22 protein-coding genes are annotated in these 17,294 nt (G+C 42.1%); 10 read left to right on the top strand and 12 right to left on the bottom strand.

The window, feature by feature from the left end; genetic code table 11:
- Nucleotides 1-26: 26 nt before the first annotated feature.
- From HMPREF2628_RS03835 to nrdR, 10 genes are all read right to left on the bottom strand, one after another.
- On the bottom strand, nucleotides 27-1,058 hold the full coding sequence (locus HMPREF2628_RS03835) for a 3-deoxy-7-phosphoheptulonate synthase (protein WP_070842386.1): 1,032 nt from the start codon (nucleotides 1,056-1,058) through the stop codon (nucleotides 27-29).
- 1 nt (nucleotide 1,059) lies between these two features.
- Nucleotides 1,060-2,091, bottom strand: a complete 1,032-nt coding sequence (locus tag HMPREF2628_RS03830; protein ID WP_033676537.1) for a 3-deoxy-7-phosphoheptulonate synthase — start codon at nucleotides 2,089-2,091, stop codon at nucleotides 1,060-1,062.
- An 80-nt stretch (nucleotides 2,092-2,171) separates the two neighbouring features.
- Nucleotides 2,172-4,685, bottom strand: coding sequence for a preprotein translocase subunit SecA (gene secA, locus HMPREF2628_RS03825; RefSeq protein WP_045611122.1), 2,514 nt, complete (start codon nucleotides 4,683-4,685; stop codon nucleotides 2,172-2,174).
- Between the two features lie 145 nt (nucleotides 4,686-4,830).
- A complete protein-coding gene (locus tag HMPREF2628_RS03820; protein WP_070842385.1) occupies nucleotides 4,831-5,121 on the bottom strand; it encodes a hypothetical protein in 291 nt (96 codons plus the stop codon).
- 229 nt (nucleotides 5,122-5,350) lie between these two features.
- The gene (locus tag HMPREF2628_RS03815) at nucleotides 5,351-5,686 is read right to left on the bottom strand and encodes a hypothetical protein (RefSeq protein ID WP_070842398.1); all 336 of its coding nucleotides are present in this window, start codon (nucleotides 5,684-5,686) and stop codon (nucleotides 5,351-5,353) included.
- 83 nt (nucleotides 5,687-5,769) lie between these two features.
- Nucleotides 5,770-7,080 carry a ribosome biogenesis GTPase Der gene (gene der / locus HMPREF2628_RS03810; protein ID WP_001207696.1) on the bottom strand — a complete coding sequence of 437 codons (1,311 nt, stop codon included), beginning with the start codon at nucleotides 7,078-7,080 and terminating at the stop codon, nucleotides 5,770-5,772.
- A 13-nt stretch (nucleotides 7,081-7,093) separates the two neighbouring features.
- The gene (locus HMPREF2628_RS03805) at nucleotides 7,094-7,807 is read right to left on the bottom strand and encodes an NADPH-dependent oxidoreductase (RefSeq protein WP_070842384.1); all 714 of its coding nucleotides are present in this window, start codon (nucleotides 7,805-7,807) and stop codon (nucleotides 7,094-7,096) included.
- On the bottom strand, nucleotides 7,804-8,700 hold the full coding sequence (gene dnaI, locus HMPREF2628_RS03800) for a primosomal protein DnaI (RefSeq protein WP_070842383.1): 897 nt from the start codon (nucleotides 8,698-8,700) through the stop codon (nucleotides 7,804-7,806). Before dnaI ends, HMPREF2628_RS03805 begins: the two co-directional genes overlap by 4 nt.
- The gene (locus HMPREF2628_RS03795; RefSeq protein ID WP_070842382.1) at nucleotides 8,701-9,870 is read right to left on the bottom strand and encodes a replication initiation and membrane attachment family protein; all 1,170 of its coding nucleotides are present in this window, start codon (nucleotides 9,868-9,870) and stop codon (nucleotides 8,701-8,703) included.
- A complete protein-coding gene (nrdR, locus tag HMPREF2628_RS03790; RefSeq protein WP_001203672.1) occupies nucleotides 9,871-10,344 on the bottom strand; it encodes a transcriptional regulator NrdR in 474 nt (157 codons plus the stop codon).
- A gap of 139 nt (nucleotides 10,345-10,483) precedes the next feature.
- Between nrdR and HMPREF2628_RS03785 the strand changes: the two genes are divergently transcribed.
- The 3 genes from HMPREF2628_RS03785 to HMPREF2628_RS03775 are packed head-to-tail and all read left to right on the top strand — an operon-like array spanning nucleotide 10,484 to nucleotide 12,329.
- Nucleotides 10,484-10,849, top strand: coding sequence for a GntR family transcriptional regulator (locus HMPREF2628_RS03785; protein WP_020901665.1), 366 nt, complete (start codon nucleotides 10,484-10,486; stop codon nucleotides 10,847-10,849).
- Nucleotides 10,850-10,853: 4 nt separating this feature from the next.
- Nucleotides 10,854-11,549 carry an ABC transporter ATP-binding protein gene (locus HMPREF2628_RS03780; RefSeq protein ID WP_000054197.1) on the top strand — a complete coding sequence of 232 codons (696 nt, stop codon included), beginning with the start codon at nucleotides 10,854-10,856 and terminating at the stop codon, nucleotides 11,547-11,549.
- Between the two features lie 15 nt (nucleotides 11,550-11,564).
- Complete coding sequence (locus HMPREF2628_RS03775; RefSeq protein WP_070842381.1) at nucleotides 11,565-12,329, top strand: hypothetical protein; 765 nt, start codon at nucleotides 11,565-11,567, stop codon at nucleotides 12,327-12,329.
- 31 nt (nucleotides 12,330-12,360) lie between these two features.
- On the opposite strand, the gene HMPREF2628_RS03770 is transcribed toward HMPREF2628_RS03775, so the two are convergent.
- Nucleotides 12,361-13,056 (bottom strand): LrgB family protein, encoded by a 696-nt coding sequence (locus HMPREF2628_RS03770; RefSeq protein WP_070842380.1) that lies wholly within the window; start codon nucleotides 13,054-13,056, stop codon nucleotides 12,361-12,363.
- Nucleotides 13,053-13,427 (bottom strand): CidA/LrgA family protein, encoded by a 375-nt coding sequence (locus HMPREF2628_RS03765; RefSeq protein ID WP_000781325.1) that lies wholly within the window; start codon nucleotides 13,425-13,427, stop codon nucleotides 13,053-13,055. Before HMPREF2628_RS03765 ends, HMPREF2628_RS03770 begins: the two co-directional genes overlap by 4 nt.
- Nucleotides 13,428-13,710: 283 nt before the next feature.
- On the opposite strand from HMPREF2628_RS03765, the gene HMPREF2628_RS03760 reads away from it, so the two are divergent.
- The 7 genes from HMPREF2628_RS03760 to queF all read left to right on the top strand — a co-directional run bounded on the left by HMPREF2628_RS03760 (nucleotide 13,711) and on the right by queF (nucleotide 17,258).
- Nucleotides 13,711-14,091 (top strand): MarR family winged helix-turn-helix transcriptional regulator, encoded by a 381-nt coding sequence (locus tag HMPREF2628_RS03760; protein WP_070842379.1) that lies wholly within the window; start codon nucleotides 13,711-13,713, stop codon nucleotides 14,089-14,091.
- A 98-nt stretch (nucleotides 14,092-14,189) separates the two neighbouring features.
- Nucleotides 14,190-14,411: a DUF4649 family protein gene (locus HMPREF2628_RS03755; RefSeq protein ID WP_033687231.1), complete on the top strand. Its 222-nt coding sequence runs from the start codon at nucleotides 14,190-14,192 to the stop codon at nucleotides 14,409-14,411.
- Nucleotides 14,412-14,426: 15 nt separating this feature from the next.
- On the top strand, nucleotides 14,427-14,741 hold the full coding sequence (gene trxA, locus HMPREF2628_RS03750; RefSeq protein WP_001029581.1) for a thioredoxin: 315 nt from the start codon (nucleotides 14,427-14,429) through the stop codon (nucleotides 14,739-14,741).
- Between the two features lie 201 nt (nucleotides 14,742-14,942).
- Nucleotides 14,943-15,596: a 7-cyano-7-deazaguanine synthase QueC gene (queC, locus tag HMPREF2628_RS03745; RefSeq protein WP_049546548.1), complete on the top strand. Its 654-nt coding sequence runs from the start codon at nucleotides 14,943-14,945 to the stop codon at nucleotides 15,594-15,596.
- On the top strand, nucleotides 15,596-16,039 hold the full coding sequence (gene queD / locus HMPREF2628_RS03740) for a 6-carboxytetrahydropterin synthase QueD (protein WP_061425677.1): 444 nt from the start codon (nucleotides 15,596-15,598) through the stop codon (nucleotides 16,037-16,039). The genes queC and queD overlap by 1 nt, the downstream gene beginning before the upstream one ends.
- Nucleotides 16,032-16,748, top strand: a complete 717-nt coding sequence (gene queE, locus HMPREF2628_RS10885; RefSeq protein WP_070842378.1) for a 7-carboxy-7-deazaguanine synthase QueE — start codon at nucleotides 16,032-16,034, stop codon at nucleotides 16,746-16,748. The genes queD and queE overlap by 8 nt, the downstream gene beginning before the upstream one ends.
- Nucleotides 16,749-16,766: 18 nt before the next feature.
- Entirely contained in the window at nucleotides 16,767-17,258 is a 492-nt protein-coding gene (queF, locus tag HMPREF2628_RS10880; protein WP_000082587.1) for a preQ(1) synthase, read from the top strand.
- Nucleotides 17,259-17,294 lie beyond the last annotated feature (36 nt).

Below are 17,294 nucleotides of genomic sequence, written 5' to 3'. Positions count from 1 at the left end.
AGATTCCCCAACTCCATCCTTTTCACTTATTTTGTCAAGGTAGCATAAATCTCTTCTACCAAGGCCTCTGTATTTTCCCAACCCAAGCAAGGATCCGTAATAGAGCAACCAAAGACCTCTGGTTGGTTTTGACGACCATCTGCTAGGTAAGATTCAATCATAAATCCTCTAACCGTCTTTTTGATTTTCTCATTCCAATCACGATTTTGCAAGGTCTGACGAACAATTCGAATCTGCTCCATATATTGCTTTCCTGAGTTATCATGGTTGGTATCGATGAGGATAAAGGGATTTTCAAGTCCCATGGCTTCATAGCGTTCAATGGCATTTAGCAAGGTTTCATAGTAAAAGTTAGGCTCATTTTTCCCATACTCATTGACTGCACCACGAAGGATGACGTGAGCCAAGGGATTTCCTGAAGTCTCAACTTCTTGCCCATGGAAAAGGAAGGTCTGTTTATTTTGAGCGGCATAGATGCCATTAAACATAACACCAAGATTTCCAGAGGTTGGATTTTTCATTCCGACTGGTGCATCAATTCCTGAAGCCACAAAGCGGTGCTCTTGGTCTTCCACAGAACGAGCCCCAACAGCATGGTAGCTGACCAAATCATCTACCAAGACCAGATTTGACGGATAAAGCATCTCATCTGCCGTTGTCAAACCAGTCTCTGTAATCACGCGGTAGTGCAACTGGCGCACAGCCTGCAAGCCGTTAATTAAACTTGGAGCCTTAGAAGTATCTGGCTGGTGAACCAAACCTTTATAACCGTCTCCGTTGGTGCGTGGTTTAGCTGTATAAACACGCATAACCATGAAAATCTTGTCCGCAACCTTCTTCTGCAAAGCTGATAAACGGCGGGCATATTCCAAGACAGCCTCTTCATTATCAGAAGAGCAAGGACCAATCACCAAAAGGATACGGTCATCTTCTCCTGAAATAATGTCTGCCAATTCTCTATCACGACGATCCTTTAATCGCAAGGCTTCCACAGACAATTGAGTTTCTGCCTTGATTGCTTCAATATCGATTTCTTGACCTTTTTCAATAAATGCCATCTTATTCTCCTAACGTTTGGTAGATTTCTCTGACGAGGACTTCCGTATTCTCCCAGCCAAGGCAAGGGTCTGTGATAGACTTGCCAAATACTTCCGGTTCGTTCTGACGACCGTCTTCTAGATAAGACTCAATCATAAAGCCACGAACATACTGCTTGATTTTTTCATTCCAATCACGGTTAATCAAGGTCTGGCGGACAATTCGAATTTGGTCCATATGTTGCTTACCAGAATTGTCATGATTGGTATCGACGATGATAAAAGGATTTTCCAAGCCCATCTTCTCATACTGGGCAATGGTATCCATCAAATTATCATAGTAGTAGTTAGGAATATTCTTACCATACTCATTAATTGCTCCACGAAGAATGGCGTGCGAAAGCGGGTTCCCAGTTGTTTCCACTTCTTTTCCTAGGAAAAGGAAACTTTGTTTGTTTTGAGCAGCATAAATCCCATTAAACATAACATTGAGATTTCCAGAGGTTGGATTTTTAAAGCCAGTCGCGAAATCTGCCCCGCTTGCCACAAAGCGGTGTTGCTGGTCTTCAACCGAACGAGCACCAACCGCCATGTAAGAAATCAAATCATCCACAAGCGGAAGATTTTCAGGATAAAGCATTTCATCAGCTGTTGTCATACCTGTTTCTGTGATAACACGATAATGAAGATGGCGAACAGCTTTTATTCCATTGATAAGACTAGGCGCTTCTGTCGCATTAGGCTGATGAATCAAGCCCTTATAGCCATCTCCGTTGGTACGGGGTTTAGCAGTATAAACACGCATAACCATAAAGATACGGTCTGCTACTTCTTCTTGCAAAGCTGCCAAACGCTTAGCGTACTCAAGAACAGCTTCTTCATTGTCAGATGAGCATGGCCCAATTACCAAGAGAATCCGCTGGTCTTCTCCACGTATAATGGCTTCTAGCTCTTGATCGCGCTGAGATTTTCTCTCCAAAGCTTGGCCTTCTAATTTTGATAAGGCACGAACTTCTTCAATATTAATTTTAGGACTTTTTGCTGTAAATACCATAACTCATCTCCTTATAAATCAAACGGATACCAAGTAAAAATTTACTTTTCACAAGGTATCCGCCTCTAAACTATCTCATTTTATTGTCTTTTACCGTGACAGTTTTTAAACTTCTTACCAGAACCACATGGGCAAAGTTCATTCCGTCCAATCTGGCTCAAATCCAGATTTTCAGGCATATTTGCTTGGTGGGCAGCGATATTGCGAGTCGCTGTTGTACTGATATGGTGTTCTGCTTGTGGTCTTTCTTGTTCATGAATTTGGGCTTTCATCATCAAACGTGTCACATCAAACTCAATCGAACCAATCATGTCATTAAACATACGGAAACCTTCTGCCTGATACTCAACAACAGGGTTGTTCTGAGCATAGCCACGAAGCCCAACCGCGTTACGCAATTGATCGAGGGCATCGATATGATCTGTCCACTTGTTATCCACCACTCGTAGAATCAAGACTTTTTGGAATTCCTTGACTGCTTCTTCATCGCGTAGTTTTGAAACCTGACTATCGTAAACTTGCAAGGCACGTTGGAAAAGCTCTTCCTTGATGGCCTTATCAGACAAGCCTGACAAGTCTTCCATCGTAATAGAATCTTCTGGAAGCAAGTTGTACTTAGCAAAGTTCAAAATTGCCTCTAGTTTTTCATCTTGTTTGGCACGCGCATGACCATCAACGACACGACCAATCGTGCGTTTGATCATAGCCTGAATTTCAGGTGCCAAGTCACGATCTGCAGTGATGACGTCGTAACGTTGAGCGTAGATAATTTCACGTTGTTCACGCATGACGTCATCGTATTGAAGGACTTGTTTACGAGTATCGTAGTTATTTCCTTCAACACGTTTTTGCGCTGCCTCAACCTGACGTGTCAACATACGAGACTCAATCGCCTCTTCAGACATGTTGAGACGTTCAAAGATTCCCTTCAAGCGTTCAGAACCAAAACGTTTCATCAAGTCATCTTCAAGAGATAGGTAGAATTGTGACTCACCTGGGTCTCCTTGACGACCTGAACGTCCACGAAGCTGGTTATCGATACGACGGCTTTCATGGCGTTCTGTACCAATAACACAAAGTCCTCCAAGTTCGCGAACCCCTTCACCAAGCTTGATGTCGGTACCACGACCGGCCATGTTAGTCGCAATGGTAACAGCACCACGTTGACCAGCATTCATAATGATTTGAGCTTCTTTATAGTGGTTTTTTGCGTTCAAGACTTCGTGAGGAACGCCAGCTGCGACCAATTTCTTAGAAATGTAGTCACTAGTTTCAACCGCTACTGTACCAACCAAGACAGGCTGACCTTTTTGGTAACGAGCCTTAACATCTTCGACAACTGCCTTAAACTTAGCCTCAATACTTGCATAAAGAAGGTCTGAGTGGTCAATACGTTGAACAGGACGGTTGGTTGGGATTGGAATAACACGAATGTTGTAAATTTCACGGAATTCTTCTTCCTCAGTCTTACCTGTACCCGTCATACCAGACAATTTCTTGTACATACGGAAAAGGTTTTGGTAGGTGATTGAGGCAGATGTCTTGGTTTCATCCTGAATTGGCACACCTTCTTTAGCTTCAATAGCTTGGTGCAAGCCATCAGAATAACGACGACCTTCCATGGTACGACCTGTAAATTGGTCAACGATCAAGATTTCTTGTTCTTCGCTCACCACATAGTCAATATCGAGAAGCATGATGTAGTTGGCACGAAGGGCGTTATCGATAAAGTGAGTCAAAGCTACGTTTTCGATGTCATAGAGGTTTTCAAGTTTGAAGTAGCTTTCAGCCTTGTCAATCCCTGAATCAGACAAACCAATAGTCTTAGACTGCACATCGATGATGTAGTCGTCTTTGTCCAAAGATTTTACATAGTGGTCTGCCATGTGGTAGAGCTGACTGGTTTCAACTGCGTTAGCACCTGATACGATCAAAGGTGTACGGGCCTCGTCAATCAAGATTGAGTCAACCTCATCGACCAAGGCATAGTTAAGCGGACGTTGTACCATGTTTTCAGCGCGAACGACCATGTTGTCGCGAAGGTAGTCAAATCCGATTTCTGAGTTAGTTGAGTAGGTAATATCACACTCATAGGCTTCTTTTTTCTCCATTGGAGATTTGGCAGCCAAGTTAATCCCTACTGACAAACCAAGCCATGAGTACAATTCACCCATCTCAGTCGCGTCACGTTCTGACAGGTATTCATTGACCGTAACTACGTGAACCCCTTTGCCTGAAAGGGCATTGAGGTATACCGGCATAGTCGCAGTCAAGGTTTTCCCTTCCCCTGTACGCATCTCTGGCACGTCACCATGGTGAAGAACGATCCCTCCCATGACCTGAACCTTATATGGAAAGAGACCTAGGACACGTTTGGCACCCTCACGGACAACCGCAAATGCTTCATAAAGCAGTGAATCCAGTGATTCTCCATTTTGATAACGTTCTTTAAATTCAACTGTTTTTGCTTTTAGTTGGTCATCTGTCAAAGCAGCCATTTGGTCTTCGTATTTGAAAACCTTGTCAGCCATCTTTTCCAGACGACGGATTTCTCCTTTATCATTTTCGATAATTGTTTTTAAAATATTAGCCATGTTTTTCCTTACTTTAAATTCCGAATATTTTAGAATGTTCTTTTAATTTTAGCACAATTACTGATTATTTTCAAGGAAGAATCCCCATTTTGAAAAGGAAAAAGAGGCTAGTTTCCAAGCTAACCTCTCTGACTTTTATGATGATTTAATTGCCAACAAAAATCGGCAAAATCGCAAATAGGATAAATAGATTTATCCAAAGAGAAAAACAGCAGATCAATCCAAAAACAAAGAGACTGACTTTCTTGGACAGCAAGGCCATCAAAATAGACAGAATACCAAAAACTAGCAAGACTTTCTGCATATTGAAGAGATTGATAGATATCCCCAGAACTTCTTTATCCCAAGGGACAAAGAAGAAAGCAATCCAGATCAACAGAACTAAACCAATATAGACCTTAGAATAGCGTGTAATAAATGATTTTAGATGTTCCATAAGCCACCTCCTACAAATAGAAAGTAATATAATACTAAATGAAAATCAAAGAGCAAACTAGGAAACTAGCCGTAGGTTGCTCAAAGCACTGCTTTGAGGTTGTAGATAAGACTGACGAAGTCAGCTCAAAACACAGTTTTGAGGTTGCAGATAGAACTAACGAAGTCAGTTACATATATAATCCAAGACGACGTTGACGTGGTTTAAAGAGATTTTCGAAGAGTATAAATCAATGCCTTCCACCGTTAGACTTCCCTAGTTCCCGTCTCAAGCGAAACATTTTTTTGAAACAGATATAGTCTAACCAGTCACTAGCAAAAGCAATAAATAGTAATAATAGCCAAATGCCCCAAAGCTTGATATCTGCCACATTTCTCAAGACGATATTGAAAAGCAGGACTGAAAAAACTGTCCAAGCAAGGCTAAAAAGAGCATAGAGGGTGATGTAAATCCAGTAAAAATAGTAAAAAATTGGGAAAAATTTACTATCTATGTTGGCCTTTTCAATCCAGCTGAAAAAGTAAAAACAGGGTAATAAGATTAACAATTTAAACAAATGTTCCATCATCAACACCTCTTTTTGATAGCGCTTTCTTCAACTTCATTCTATCAAAAAAATCTGGAAATGTCATTCCAGATTCTGCTTTTTTATTTACGTTTTCTTGCGATGAGATGAATCGGTGTTCCTTCAAAGACAAAGGCCTTGCGGATTTGATTTTCCAAGAAACGCAGGTAAGAAAAGTGCATGAGTTCTTCTTCGTTGACAAAGATGACAAAGGTTGGTGGTTTAGTTGCCACTTGGGTCGCATAGAAAATCTTAAGGCGTTTCCCTTTGTCTGTCGGTGTTGGGTTAATGGCAATAGCATCCATAATCACATCGTTCAAGACGGCTGATGGAATACGTGTATTTTGACTTTCGCTGATTTGCTTGATCATCTCAGGAAGTTTGTGGAGACGTTGCTTGGTCAAAGCTGATACAAAGATAATCGGTGCGTAAGGTAGATATTGGAACTGCTCACGGATATCTTCTTCCCAGTTTTTCATAGTGTGGTTGTCTTTTTCAAGTGTATCCCACTTGTTGACCACGATAATCATCCCTTTACCAGCTTCATGGGCAAATCCTGCGATACGCTTATCGTATTCACGAATACCTTCTTCCGCATTGATGACCATCAAGACCACATCTGAACGGTCAATCGCACGCATGGCACGCATGACAGAATATTTCTCGGTATTTTCATAAACCTTCCCAGACTTACGCATACCAGCCGTATCAATCATGGTAAACTCTTGACCATCTGTATCTGTAAAGTGGGTATCAATAGCGTCACGCGTTGTTCCAGCAACTGGACTGGCAATGACACGGTCTTCTCCCAAAATAGCATTGATCAAGCTTGATTTTCCAACGTTGGGACGACCAATCAAGCTAAACTTAATGACATCTGGGTTTTCTTCCTCATATTCATTTGGAAGATTTTCTACGATAGCATCTAGCACATCCCCTGTACCAATCCCATGGACAGATGAGATAGGCAGTGGTTCACCCAAACCAAGAGCATAGAAATCATAGATATCATTTCGCATCTCAGGGTTGTCCACCTTGTTAACTGCGAGGATAACTGGTTTGTGGGTCTTATAAAGCTTACGGGCTACGTATTCGTCTGCATCAGTAATTCCTTCCTTACCAGACACGACAAAGACGATAACATCTGCTTCTTCCATGGCAATTTCTGCCTGGTGCTTGATTTGTTCCATGAAAGGAGCATCGACATCATCGATTCCTCCTGTATCAATCATGCTAAAAGAACGATTGAGCCACTCACCCGTTGCATAGATACGGTCACGTGTCACGCCTTCGACATCCTCTACAATGGAGATTCGCTCACCAGCGATCCGATTAAATAGGGTTGATTTCCCAACATTGGGACGTCCTACAATGGCAATAGTTGGTAGGGCCATAATTTCTCACTTTCTACAATAACTTCTTCTGTTCAAGATTTTTTCTAGTTGAGTTTGGTTCAGCTTGACCAAACTGTTCTGCTAGACGCTGACTCCAGCTTGTGGTCGCACGCGCTCCAGCATAGTCAGCCTGTACACGGTCATAAGCTTCGATTGCCTCAGTTGACTGTTCTTGATATTCTTCCTCAAACACCACTTGATGCAATGGCAAGCGAGGTTTGACTTCATGTTCTTCATTTGGTAGTCCTAGTGCCATCCCAAAGACAGGATAGGTGTAGTCAGGCAAATTAAAGAGTTCTGCTACTTCTTCTGACTTGTACCGCACCAAGCCAATAATGACACCACCATAGCCCAAGCTCTCAGCTGCAAGCAGGGCATTTTGACCTGCAAGGGCCGCATCGACCGAACTAATCAAGAGACCTTCTACACCTTGAGGTTGGAAGGTATCCGTATGGAGTCGTGCTCCCTTTTCTGCTCGGTTCAAATCCCCGACAAAGAGAAGAAAAACAGCTGACTGGCGAATGGCTTCTTGAGGCACCAATTCATACAAGGCATCTTTCTTTTCTTGACTTCGTACCACAATCACAGAGTAGGATTGGAAATTCTTCCAAGACGAGGCCATCTGGGCTGCTGTCAGGATTTCAGTCAAGTCTTCTTGAGGAAGGACTTGTTCCTTAAATCTTCGAACAGACTTATGAGCTTTCATCAGTTTAATCGTTTCTGTCATCGACGGTTTACTCCTTCTAAACGAGTCTCCTCAGCCAAATAACGGATGCGTTCCATGACGCGTCTGGCTTCCCAGGTTTCGTCATTTCCATGTTTCCCTTTAGCGAAATGCTGCTCCAATTCTTCAAAGTTGAAGTTAGAAGTGAAAAAGGTCGGTAAATTTTCCTGCATCCGATATTGGAGAATGACCTGCAGGATTTCATCACGCACCCAAGGTGTTGATTGCTCGGCACCAATATCATCTAAAATCAGGACTTCAGAAAGCTTAAGCTCATCCACCAAGGTCTTGACATTGCCATCACCGATAGCATTTTTGACATCAATGACAAAGCTAGGATAGTGGAGGAGAGTGGATGAAACACCACGTTTTTCTGATAAATCATGGGCTAGGGCAGCCACCATAAAGCTCTTTCCAACTCCAAAGTCTCCATAGAGATAGAGACCTTTACGGACATGAGGATAGGCTTCTGAAAATTCAACCAAACGTTGAAAAACAGTGAAACGTTTCTCATCATCTGCATCAACATCCGCAAAACTTACTTTTTTAAGACTAGCTGGCAGATTGATTAACTTGAGACGGTTCTTAATAGCCGCTTCCTTTTCCGCTGCAATTAGTTCAGGAGTTTCTTCGTAAGAAACATCCGCATAGCCATGATTCATAACCAAAATCGGCTTGTAGCCTTTGGCAATATAATCCGTATCCCCACGAAGAAACTTGTCTCGCTCGGTGATGTACTGATTAAACTTGGAGATACTGCGATTTAATTCCTCTGGAGTCAGGGATTCTTGCTGGATAAAGGCCGCAACATCAGGATCCTTCATGATTTTCTGGACCAAATCTTGATAATGAAAACGGCTAGGTTGACGCTTGAGTACGTCTCCGACACTTTCCATCTAATCTCCTCCTTTTTCTAATCGAGCTAATAGTTCTTGTTTCTTACGTTCTAGTTCCAGACGAGTTTCCTCGCTGGTTTCATTTTTATAATCTGGATTGCTCCACTTGGGTACATTGGACTTGGTAGGACTCGGTTTACTAGTCTTTTGAGCCTGGCTCTTCTGCCCTCGCTCACGGATTCGCATGACTGCCTCTTCTGCCGAATGAATCTTTTGATAGGCATAGTCATTGGCTACTTTCATGGCATATTTCTCATTGATATTTGCCGAATCTACCTTATTAAAGGTCAACAAGAGAATGATATTGATGACTTCGTCCAGTAAGCCCAAGCTAGCCATCTGTTGCAAGAGGTCTCTTTCTGTTTGGGTAATGGTTCCCTTGCGTGTTTGCTTGATTTCTGCCAAGAACTGCAGGGCAGTTTTACTTTTGGCTTCTTTGATAATGGTTGCTTCCTTAGGATTAAAGTCAGAAGAAATCGGTTTTTGAGCGATTTTTTCCCGCATGCGTTTGGTTGAAATAACCTGGGAAACAGCTGTTGACTTGGCCAATTGATAGGTCTCAAACCAAGTCCATTTCTTCTCCTCGGCGATGGCAAAGAGGTTTAAGACATCGGACTGCTCATCCGCAAAGCGAAGTCCATCTCGAGCCATCAGCTGACGAAAATGGTCCAAGTCAAAATCGTTGGCCACTTTCTTCTTGAAACCAAGGTCTTCTTGACTTCCTAGTTCTGCCAAATCTGGAAAGACTTGATTGAGTGAGACGGGTATTACTTCACCGTCAGCACTTTCAACCTTCAAATCCTCCACCGCTGCATCGCCAATCTTTTTCTCCAAAAGTCTGCGATAAACAGGATGTTCTAAGAAGTCCTGACTAGATAGAGGAGCATGGAGGGCTAGCTGATAGGTATCCCCTTTTTGATAGAGTGTTAAGAGATTGAAAGCAGATAGGATTTTCAGGGATTTTATCAGTCTATCCATCCCAAAGTTGAGATGATTGAGAATGCTTGAAAAGAGGTATTCCTTTCTACCATTATCCCAAAAACTGATTGTATAAAGATAAAGGCTCAGTGCCTCCTGACCGATAATCGGGAGGTAGCACTGTACCAGAGATGAGGTATCTTGCGACACCCGATTATTCTTTAGATAAGAAAAACGGTCAATTGGCTTCATTTATCTTTCCTTTTTCTTTTTAGAGGACTGGGTGATTTGTTGGAGCAAGCTCTCTAGCTCACTGACATCCTTAAAACTACGATAGACACTGGCAAAACGTACATAGGTAATCTCATCTAACTCAGCCAACTCCTCCATGACGAGTGAACCAATGTCCTCACTTTGAATTTCATTTTCATTTCGACCACGGAGTTTCTGTTCGATACGATTGACTACCATGTTGATTTCATCACTTGACACAGGACGTTTCTGGGCTGAGCGGATAATCCCATTAAAGATTTTATCTCTGGAGAATTGTTCCCGTGTGCCATCTTTTTTAACAACCACTAAGGTTCTTTCTTCTACTCGTTCGTAGGTTGTAAAACGGTGCTGGCATTCGTCGCACTCACGTCTTCTACGAATGGTGTTCCCTTCTTCTGCTTGGCGACTATCGATAACACTTGACTTGGTAGCCCCACATTTTGGACAACGCATCCTTTCCCTCCTTATCGTTTTCTTTTCATTATACCATTTTTTAAACGATTCCCAAAACAATTCTTCTTTTTGCTTGACAAGTTTTTTGTTTTGTTGTATTATTTAATTAAGACAAAAGGATAAAAGAAAGGAGACCAAGATGTCCTGGACATTTGACAATAAAAAACCCATTTATTTACAGATTATGGAGAAAATCAAGCTTCAGATTGTTTCCCATACACTGGAACCCAATCAACAACTTCCAACCGTGAGAGAGCTGGCTAGCGAGGCCGGTGTCAATCCAAACACCATCCAAAGAGCCTTGTCAGACCTCGAACGAGAAGGATTTGTCTACAGTAAGCGTACAACTGGACGATTTGTGACTGAGGATAAGGAGCTAATCACCCAATCGCGCAAACAATTATCAGAAGAAGAATTGGAACACTTCGTTTCCTCCATGACCCATTTTGGCTATGAAAAAGAAGAACTACCAGGCGTAGTCGGCGATTATATTAAAGGAGTTTAAGCCTATGTCATTACTAGCATTTGAAAATGTATCCAAATCTTATGGAGCAACCCCAGCCCTTGAAAATGTTTCTCTTGACATTCCAGCTGGAAAAATTGTTGGTCTCCTTGGGCCAAACGGTTCAGGAAAAACAACCCTGATTAAACTAATCAATGGCCTCTTACAACCAGATCAAGGACGTGTCCTTATCAACGATATGGACCCAAGTCCAGCAACCAAGGCCATCGTAGCGTATTTGCCTGATACGACCTATCTCAATGAGCAAATGAAGGTCAAAGAAGCCCTAACCTACTTCAAGACCTTCTATAAAGATTTCAATCTGGAACGTGCCCATCATCTACTTGCAGACCTAGGTATTGATGAAAATAGTCGTCTCAAGAAACTATCAAAAGGAAACAAGGAAAAGGTACAACTGATTTTGGTTATGAGCCGTGATGCTCGTCTCTACGTTCTAGACGAACCCATTGGTGGAGTGGACCCAGCAGCCCGTGAGTATATCCTCAATACCATTATCAATAACTACTCACCAACTTCTACCGTTTTGATTTCTACCCACTTGATTTCTGATATCGAGCCAATCTTGGATGAAATTGTTTTCCTCAAAGACGGAAAAGTCGTCCGTCAAGGAAATGTAGATGATATTCGCTATGAGTCAGGTGAATCCATTGACCAACTCTTCCGTCAGGAATTTAAGGCCTAAGCAAAGGAGATTATTATGTTTTGGAATTTAGTTCGCTACGAATTTAAAAATGTTAACAAGTGGTATTTAGCTCTTTATGGTGCTGTTCTCTTCCTCTCTGTTCTTATTGGAATTCAGACACAATCCTTAATCAAACTACCTGAAAAAAATCTATCTGTTCTACTTTTTTTTCTATCTACTGTCTTTGGTGGTTTGATGGTTACACTTGTGATTTCAACTATCTTCTTGATTATTAAACGATTCAAAGGAAGTGTCTATGACCGACAAGGCTATCTGACTTTAACCTTGCCAGTTTCTGAACACCATATCATCACAGCCAAACTAATCGGTGCCTTTATCTGGTCGTTGATTAGCACTGCTGTCTTACTCCTATGTGTCTATATTATCTTATTATCAACAAATTCTGATGAAGTTCAACTTTCTACTCTTCTGTCATTTGTTGCAGAACATTTTACCGGCTTTGGTCTTACTGTCTTATCCTTCCTACTAAATACCATTTCTGGAATCCTCTGCATCTACTTGGCTATTTCCATCGGACAACTTTTCAATGAATACCGTACAGCACTCGCTGTTGCAGCCTACATCGGTATCCAAATCGTCATTGGATTTATTGAAGTTTTCTTCAATACCAGTACTAACTTCTATATTAATTCACTTGCAGGATTCAATGATAATTTCTATATGGGAGCAAGCGTAGGCATTGTTGAAGAACTCATATTCATAGCTATCTTTTATCTCGGAACCTACTATATTTTGAGAAATAAGGTTAATTTGCAATAAAAAATGCCCAGCTAGAAAGCTGGGTTTTGATTTAACTCAATATCAAACTGGCTACAATAGGGCTGACAAAGACATAGAGAATACCTGTGACACCGATAGCCAAGCCACCCATGGCTCCTGCTACAGAGCCGTATCGGAAGGCTGTCCCTGTTCCGACTGCATGACCTGTTCCTCCAAGGGAAAGACCAACTGCTACTGGGTCGTCAATTTTCAACCACTTCAAAAGGGTTGGGCCGATGACACTGGTTAAAATCCCAGTTGCCACTACAACCACCAAAGTCACGGTCGTCAAGCCTTGCAATTTTTCTGTGATTCCCACTGCCATAGCGGTTGTTACTGACTTAGGAAAGAGAGAAATGGCTAGGAAAAAGTCCATTCCAAAAATCTTAGCTACAAAGGCTGTGAAAGAGGTATTGACAACTACTGCTAACAGACTACCAAAGAGAATACTCCGTGCATGGTGCTTCATCAAGTGAAAACTCTTATAAAGCGGAATCCCTAGAGCCACGGTCGATGGAACAATCAAGTTGTTCAAATAAACCCCACCTTGGTAGTAATCTTGGTAAGAAATACCCGTCACCTTTAGAAAGATGATAATGAAAACAGCTGACAAAAGCAAGGGAGTTGTCAATGGATGGGGAAAACGTCTGTAAATCAGCATTCCTACTAGATAAGCTAGGATAGACAGGGCAATCCCAAACAGGGGATTGGAAACAAATTCACTCATTTGGCATCTCCTTTCTCATAATCTCCCTCAAACCGTCGTTTGATAAACTGAACTACCAAGGCTATGAGGATAATATTGATGACTGCTGCAAAAAAGACAATCAAAACAATTGGCAAAAGATAGGGAGCAATCACATCAAACTTCTCCATGATTCCCACTGCTGGCGGCAAAAAGAGAATGGTCATATTGGCCAGCAAGAAATTCCCCACCATATTGACATGCCTAGTTCTCAGCCACTTGAATTGTAGGGCTAGAAAGAGAATAATCAAACCGATAATACTGCCTGGGATGGGCAAATGAAAGAAACTAGAGATCCCCTCTCCGATTAGAGAAATCACAAAGAGAATCATTAATTGAACATATAATTTCATCCTATACTCCACGAAATAGACTTCTTGCATACCAGTTTACTCTTTTTTCAGAAAATTTCAAGGAAATGCACAAGGGATAATAAAAATTAGAAAGGAAAGGGGATACAAACAATTCTTGACTTGTGAAAACAGGCATGATTTAGGATAAAAGATGCCTGCGTCTTTCTTGCCAGCTCTTTTGAAAAGTAGTATAATTATTGCATGCGCATTCATCTTGTGATGCAGAGACTGTCCGTTAATGGACATTCTTCTATCTTATAACTCTAAAAAGAAAGGAGATACTATGACCTATTTAGAAAAATGGTTTGACTTCAATCGGCGTCAGAAAGAAATTGAAAGTCTCTTGGAAGAGACTATTTGCCAGCAGAGCGAGCAAAGTCTGACCTTGAAAGAGTTCTACCTGCTCTACTATCTGGACTTGACTCAAGAAAAATCTCTACGCCAAATTGACCTGCCAGATAAACTTCATCTGAGCCCGAGCGCTGTTTCTCGGATGGTGGCTCGCTTGGAAGCCAAAAATTGCGGTCTGCTTAGTCGCAGGTGTTGTGATCAAGATAGACGCTCTAGTTTTATCTGCCTGACAAGTGATGGGCAAAAGACACTGGCCTCTCTACAAAAGGCTGTCGAAGCAAGCTTGGAAACTGGTTTGGATTTCTTGATTTAAGATGATTTTAGAAAAAGTTGCGTGCGCAATCATTTTTCTTGACATTCTCTTTTACAAGGAGTAAAATGAAATCATCATTAAACAAAGGAGTTTTAAACATGATTGAAATTACCTATCTAGATGCCAGCAAGAACGAAAGAACTGTAACCTTCGATTCTTATGAAGACTTTGATCGTTCGCAACAAGCTTGCCTTATCGGCGTCGCAGACTACTATCCTGTCCAAAAATTAACATACAACGGTCATGATTTGGACTACCATGGGACTTATGGAGATGTCTTCTTCTATCTCATGAAACAAGATTTAAGCCAATATAACTAAAAAAGGAGAAATACAATGGCAAAAGCAATTACAGATGCAACATTTGAACAAGAAACAAAAGACGGTTTGGTCTTGGTAGACTTCTGGGCAACTTGGTGTGGTCCATGTCGTATGCAAGGTCCAATCTTGGATAAATTGTCTGAAGAACTTTCAGAAGATGTCTTGAAAATCGTTAAAATGGATGTTGATGAAAATCCAAACACAGCTCGTGCTTTTGGAATCATGTCTATCCCAACTCTTCTCTTCAAAAAAGACGGCCAAGTAGTGAAACAAGTTGCAGGTGTTCATACAGCAGAACAAATCAAGGCCATCGTTGCTGAATTGAGCTAATCATATTAGAGACCAAGTACTTTCTTTGGTCTCTTTTTTCTTGCCCTTTGCCATTTTTCAAAAAATATGCTAGACTGTAGATAGAATATTACGATGTTTGGGACATGCCATCGCTAAAAAAAACCTCTACTTGGTATTTTTTAGCTCCCTCAAGGGAGCTTTTTGCGTGCTCTGAACATTCCCCATTTTGGAAGGAGTATTATGAAACGTCAATCAGCCTTGGTCGTCTTTAGTGGCGGTCAAGATTCTACAACCTGCCTCTTTTGGGCTAAAGAACACTATGAAACGGTCGAAGCCGTTACCTTTGCCTACGGCCAACGCCATCATCTCGAAATTCAAGTTGCTAGAGAAATCGCCAAGGAACAGGGGATTCGTCATCATATCCTAGATATGTCTCTGCTGGGGCAAATCACTGAAAACGCCTTGACTTCTGATCTAGAGATTGAGCAAAAAGAGGGAGAGGTTCCCAATACTTTTGTTGACGGTCGCAACCACCTCTTTCTATCCTTTGCGGCAGTTCTTGCTAAGCAACGAGGCATTAAAGATATCGTGACAGGTGTCTGCGAGACAGACTTCTCAGGCTACCCCGATTGTCGAGATGTCTTTGTCAAATCCCTTAATGTTACCCTCAACCTTGCCATGGATTACGACTTTGTTATCCAAACACCTCTCATGTGGCTAGATAAGGCTGAAACTTGGGAATTATCCGACCAACTCGGTGCCTTTGACTATGTTCGTGAAAAGACCTTAACCTGCTACAACGGGATTATCGGAAGTGGCTGTGGAGATTGCCCAGCCTGCCACCTACGTCAACATGGTCTTGATGTTTATCTCTCACAGAAAGGAGAGGCCTAATGTTTTTTGCACCCAAAGAAATCAAACAGGAAACCGGGGAGTCTCTTGTCTACAATCCTCACAGAACCTTGGTATCAAAAGAGTTTACCTTTGATGCTGCCCACCACCTCTTTCACTATGAGGGAAAATGCAAATCCCTTCATGGCCACACCTATCGTCTGCAGATTGCTGTCAGTGGATTTTTAGATGAACGTGGCATGGCCTACGATTTTGGAGATATCAAAGCCATCTACAAGAACTACTTAGAACCCCACTTGGATCATCGCTATCTCAATGAAACTCTTCCCTATATGAACACGACTGCTGAAAATATGGTTTACTGGATTTTCCAAACCATGAACCAAGAGTTGCCAGACGAACGTGGTCTCCGTTTGGAATACGTTCGCCTCTATGAGACTCCGACTGCCTTTGCAGAGTTTAGACGGGAGTGGTTAGATGACTAGGGAACGTGTCCTCAAACTACCAGTTCTGGAAATTTTTGGGCCAACCTTTCAAGGTGAAGGCCGTGCAATTGGGCAAAAAACCATGTTTGTCCGTACTGCAGGTTGCGACTACCACTGCGACTGGTGCGATTCTGCCTTTACTTGGGATGGTTCTGAAAAGCCAACTCGTATGACTGCTGACGAGGTCATTGCTGCCTTGGATAAATTGGGGAGCTACGACTATGTAACCCTATCTGGGGGAAATCCTGCTATCCTAGCAGCCAACATGGCTGAACTCGTCACTAAACTCAAGGAACGTGGTGTCACTCTGGCTGTTGAGACCCAAGGCTCCCGCTGGCAAAATTGGTTAAAAAACATCGACCAAGTTACTCTCAGTCCCAAACCTCCTTCATCCAAGATGGAAGTCAACTTTGAGACCTTGGACTTTATCGTTTCCCAACTAGATCCAGACAAGGTCACCTTTAAAATCCCTGTCTTTGATGATGCAGATTTGGCCTTTGCTAAAGGCATACAAGAACGTTACCAACCAGATGTCCTCTTCTTATCGGCTGGAAACCCTGAGCCCAAGGCTACGGGTAATATTGTCCAAGACCAACTGGACCGTCTCAAAGAACTTTGGGAACGCATCGCTGCAGACGATAGCTGGGGCAATGTCCGCGTCCTTCCTCAACTGCATACCCTCCTCTACGACAACCAACGTGGTGTTTAAGATTAGAAAGAAAAAATCATGTCACAACAAGAAGAAATGAAAAACCTAAGCCTCCTCGGCAACAAAGAAACCAACTACATTTTTGAATATCAACCAGAAGTCCTCGAATCCTTTGACAATCGTCATGTGGAAAATGACTATTTCATCAAATTTAACTGCCCTGAATTTACCTCACTGTGCCCAATCACTGCTCAGCCAGACTTTGCAACTATCTATATTTCCTACATCCCTGACAAGCTCTGTGTTGAGTCAAAATCCCTCAAACTCTACCTCTTTAGCTACCGAAACCACGGAGATTTCCACGAAAACTGTATCAACACCATCGGGAAAGACTTGGTCAATTTGCTAGACCCTCGTTATTTAGAAGTTTGGGGAAAATTCACACCGCGCGGTGGCATCTCAATTGACCCCTACTACAACTACGGTAAGCCTGGAACTAAGTATGAAGGCTTAGCAGAACAACGTCTCTTCCAACACGACCTTTATCCAGAGAAAATTGACAACCGTTAAACTCATACTCAATGAAAATCAAAGAGCAAACTAGGA

Origin of the sequence: Streptococcus sp. HMSC063B03, from assembly GCF_001836965.1 — a bacterium.
GTDB classification, from domain to species: Bacteria; Bacillota; Bacilli; order Lactobacillales; family Streptococcaceae; genus Streptococcus; species Streptococcus pneumoniae_F.
Note: the sequence above shows the minus strand (reverse complement) of the source record. Positions and strands in the feature narration are given on the sequence as shown.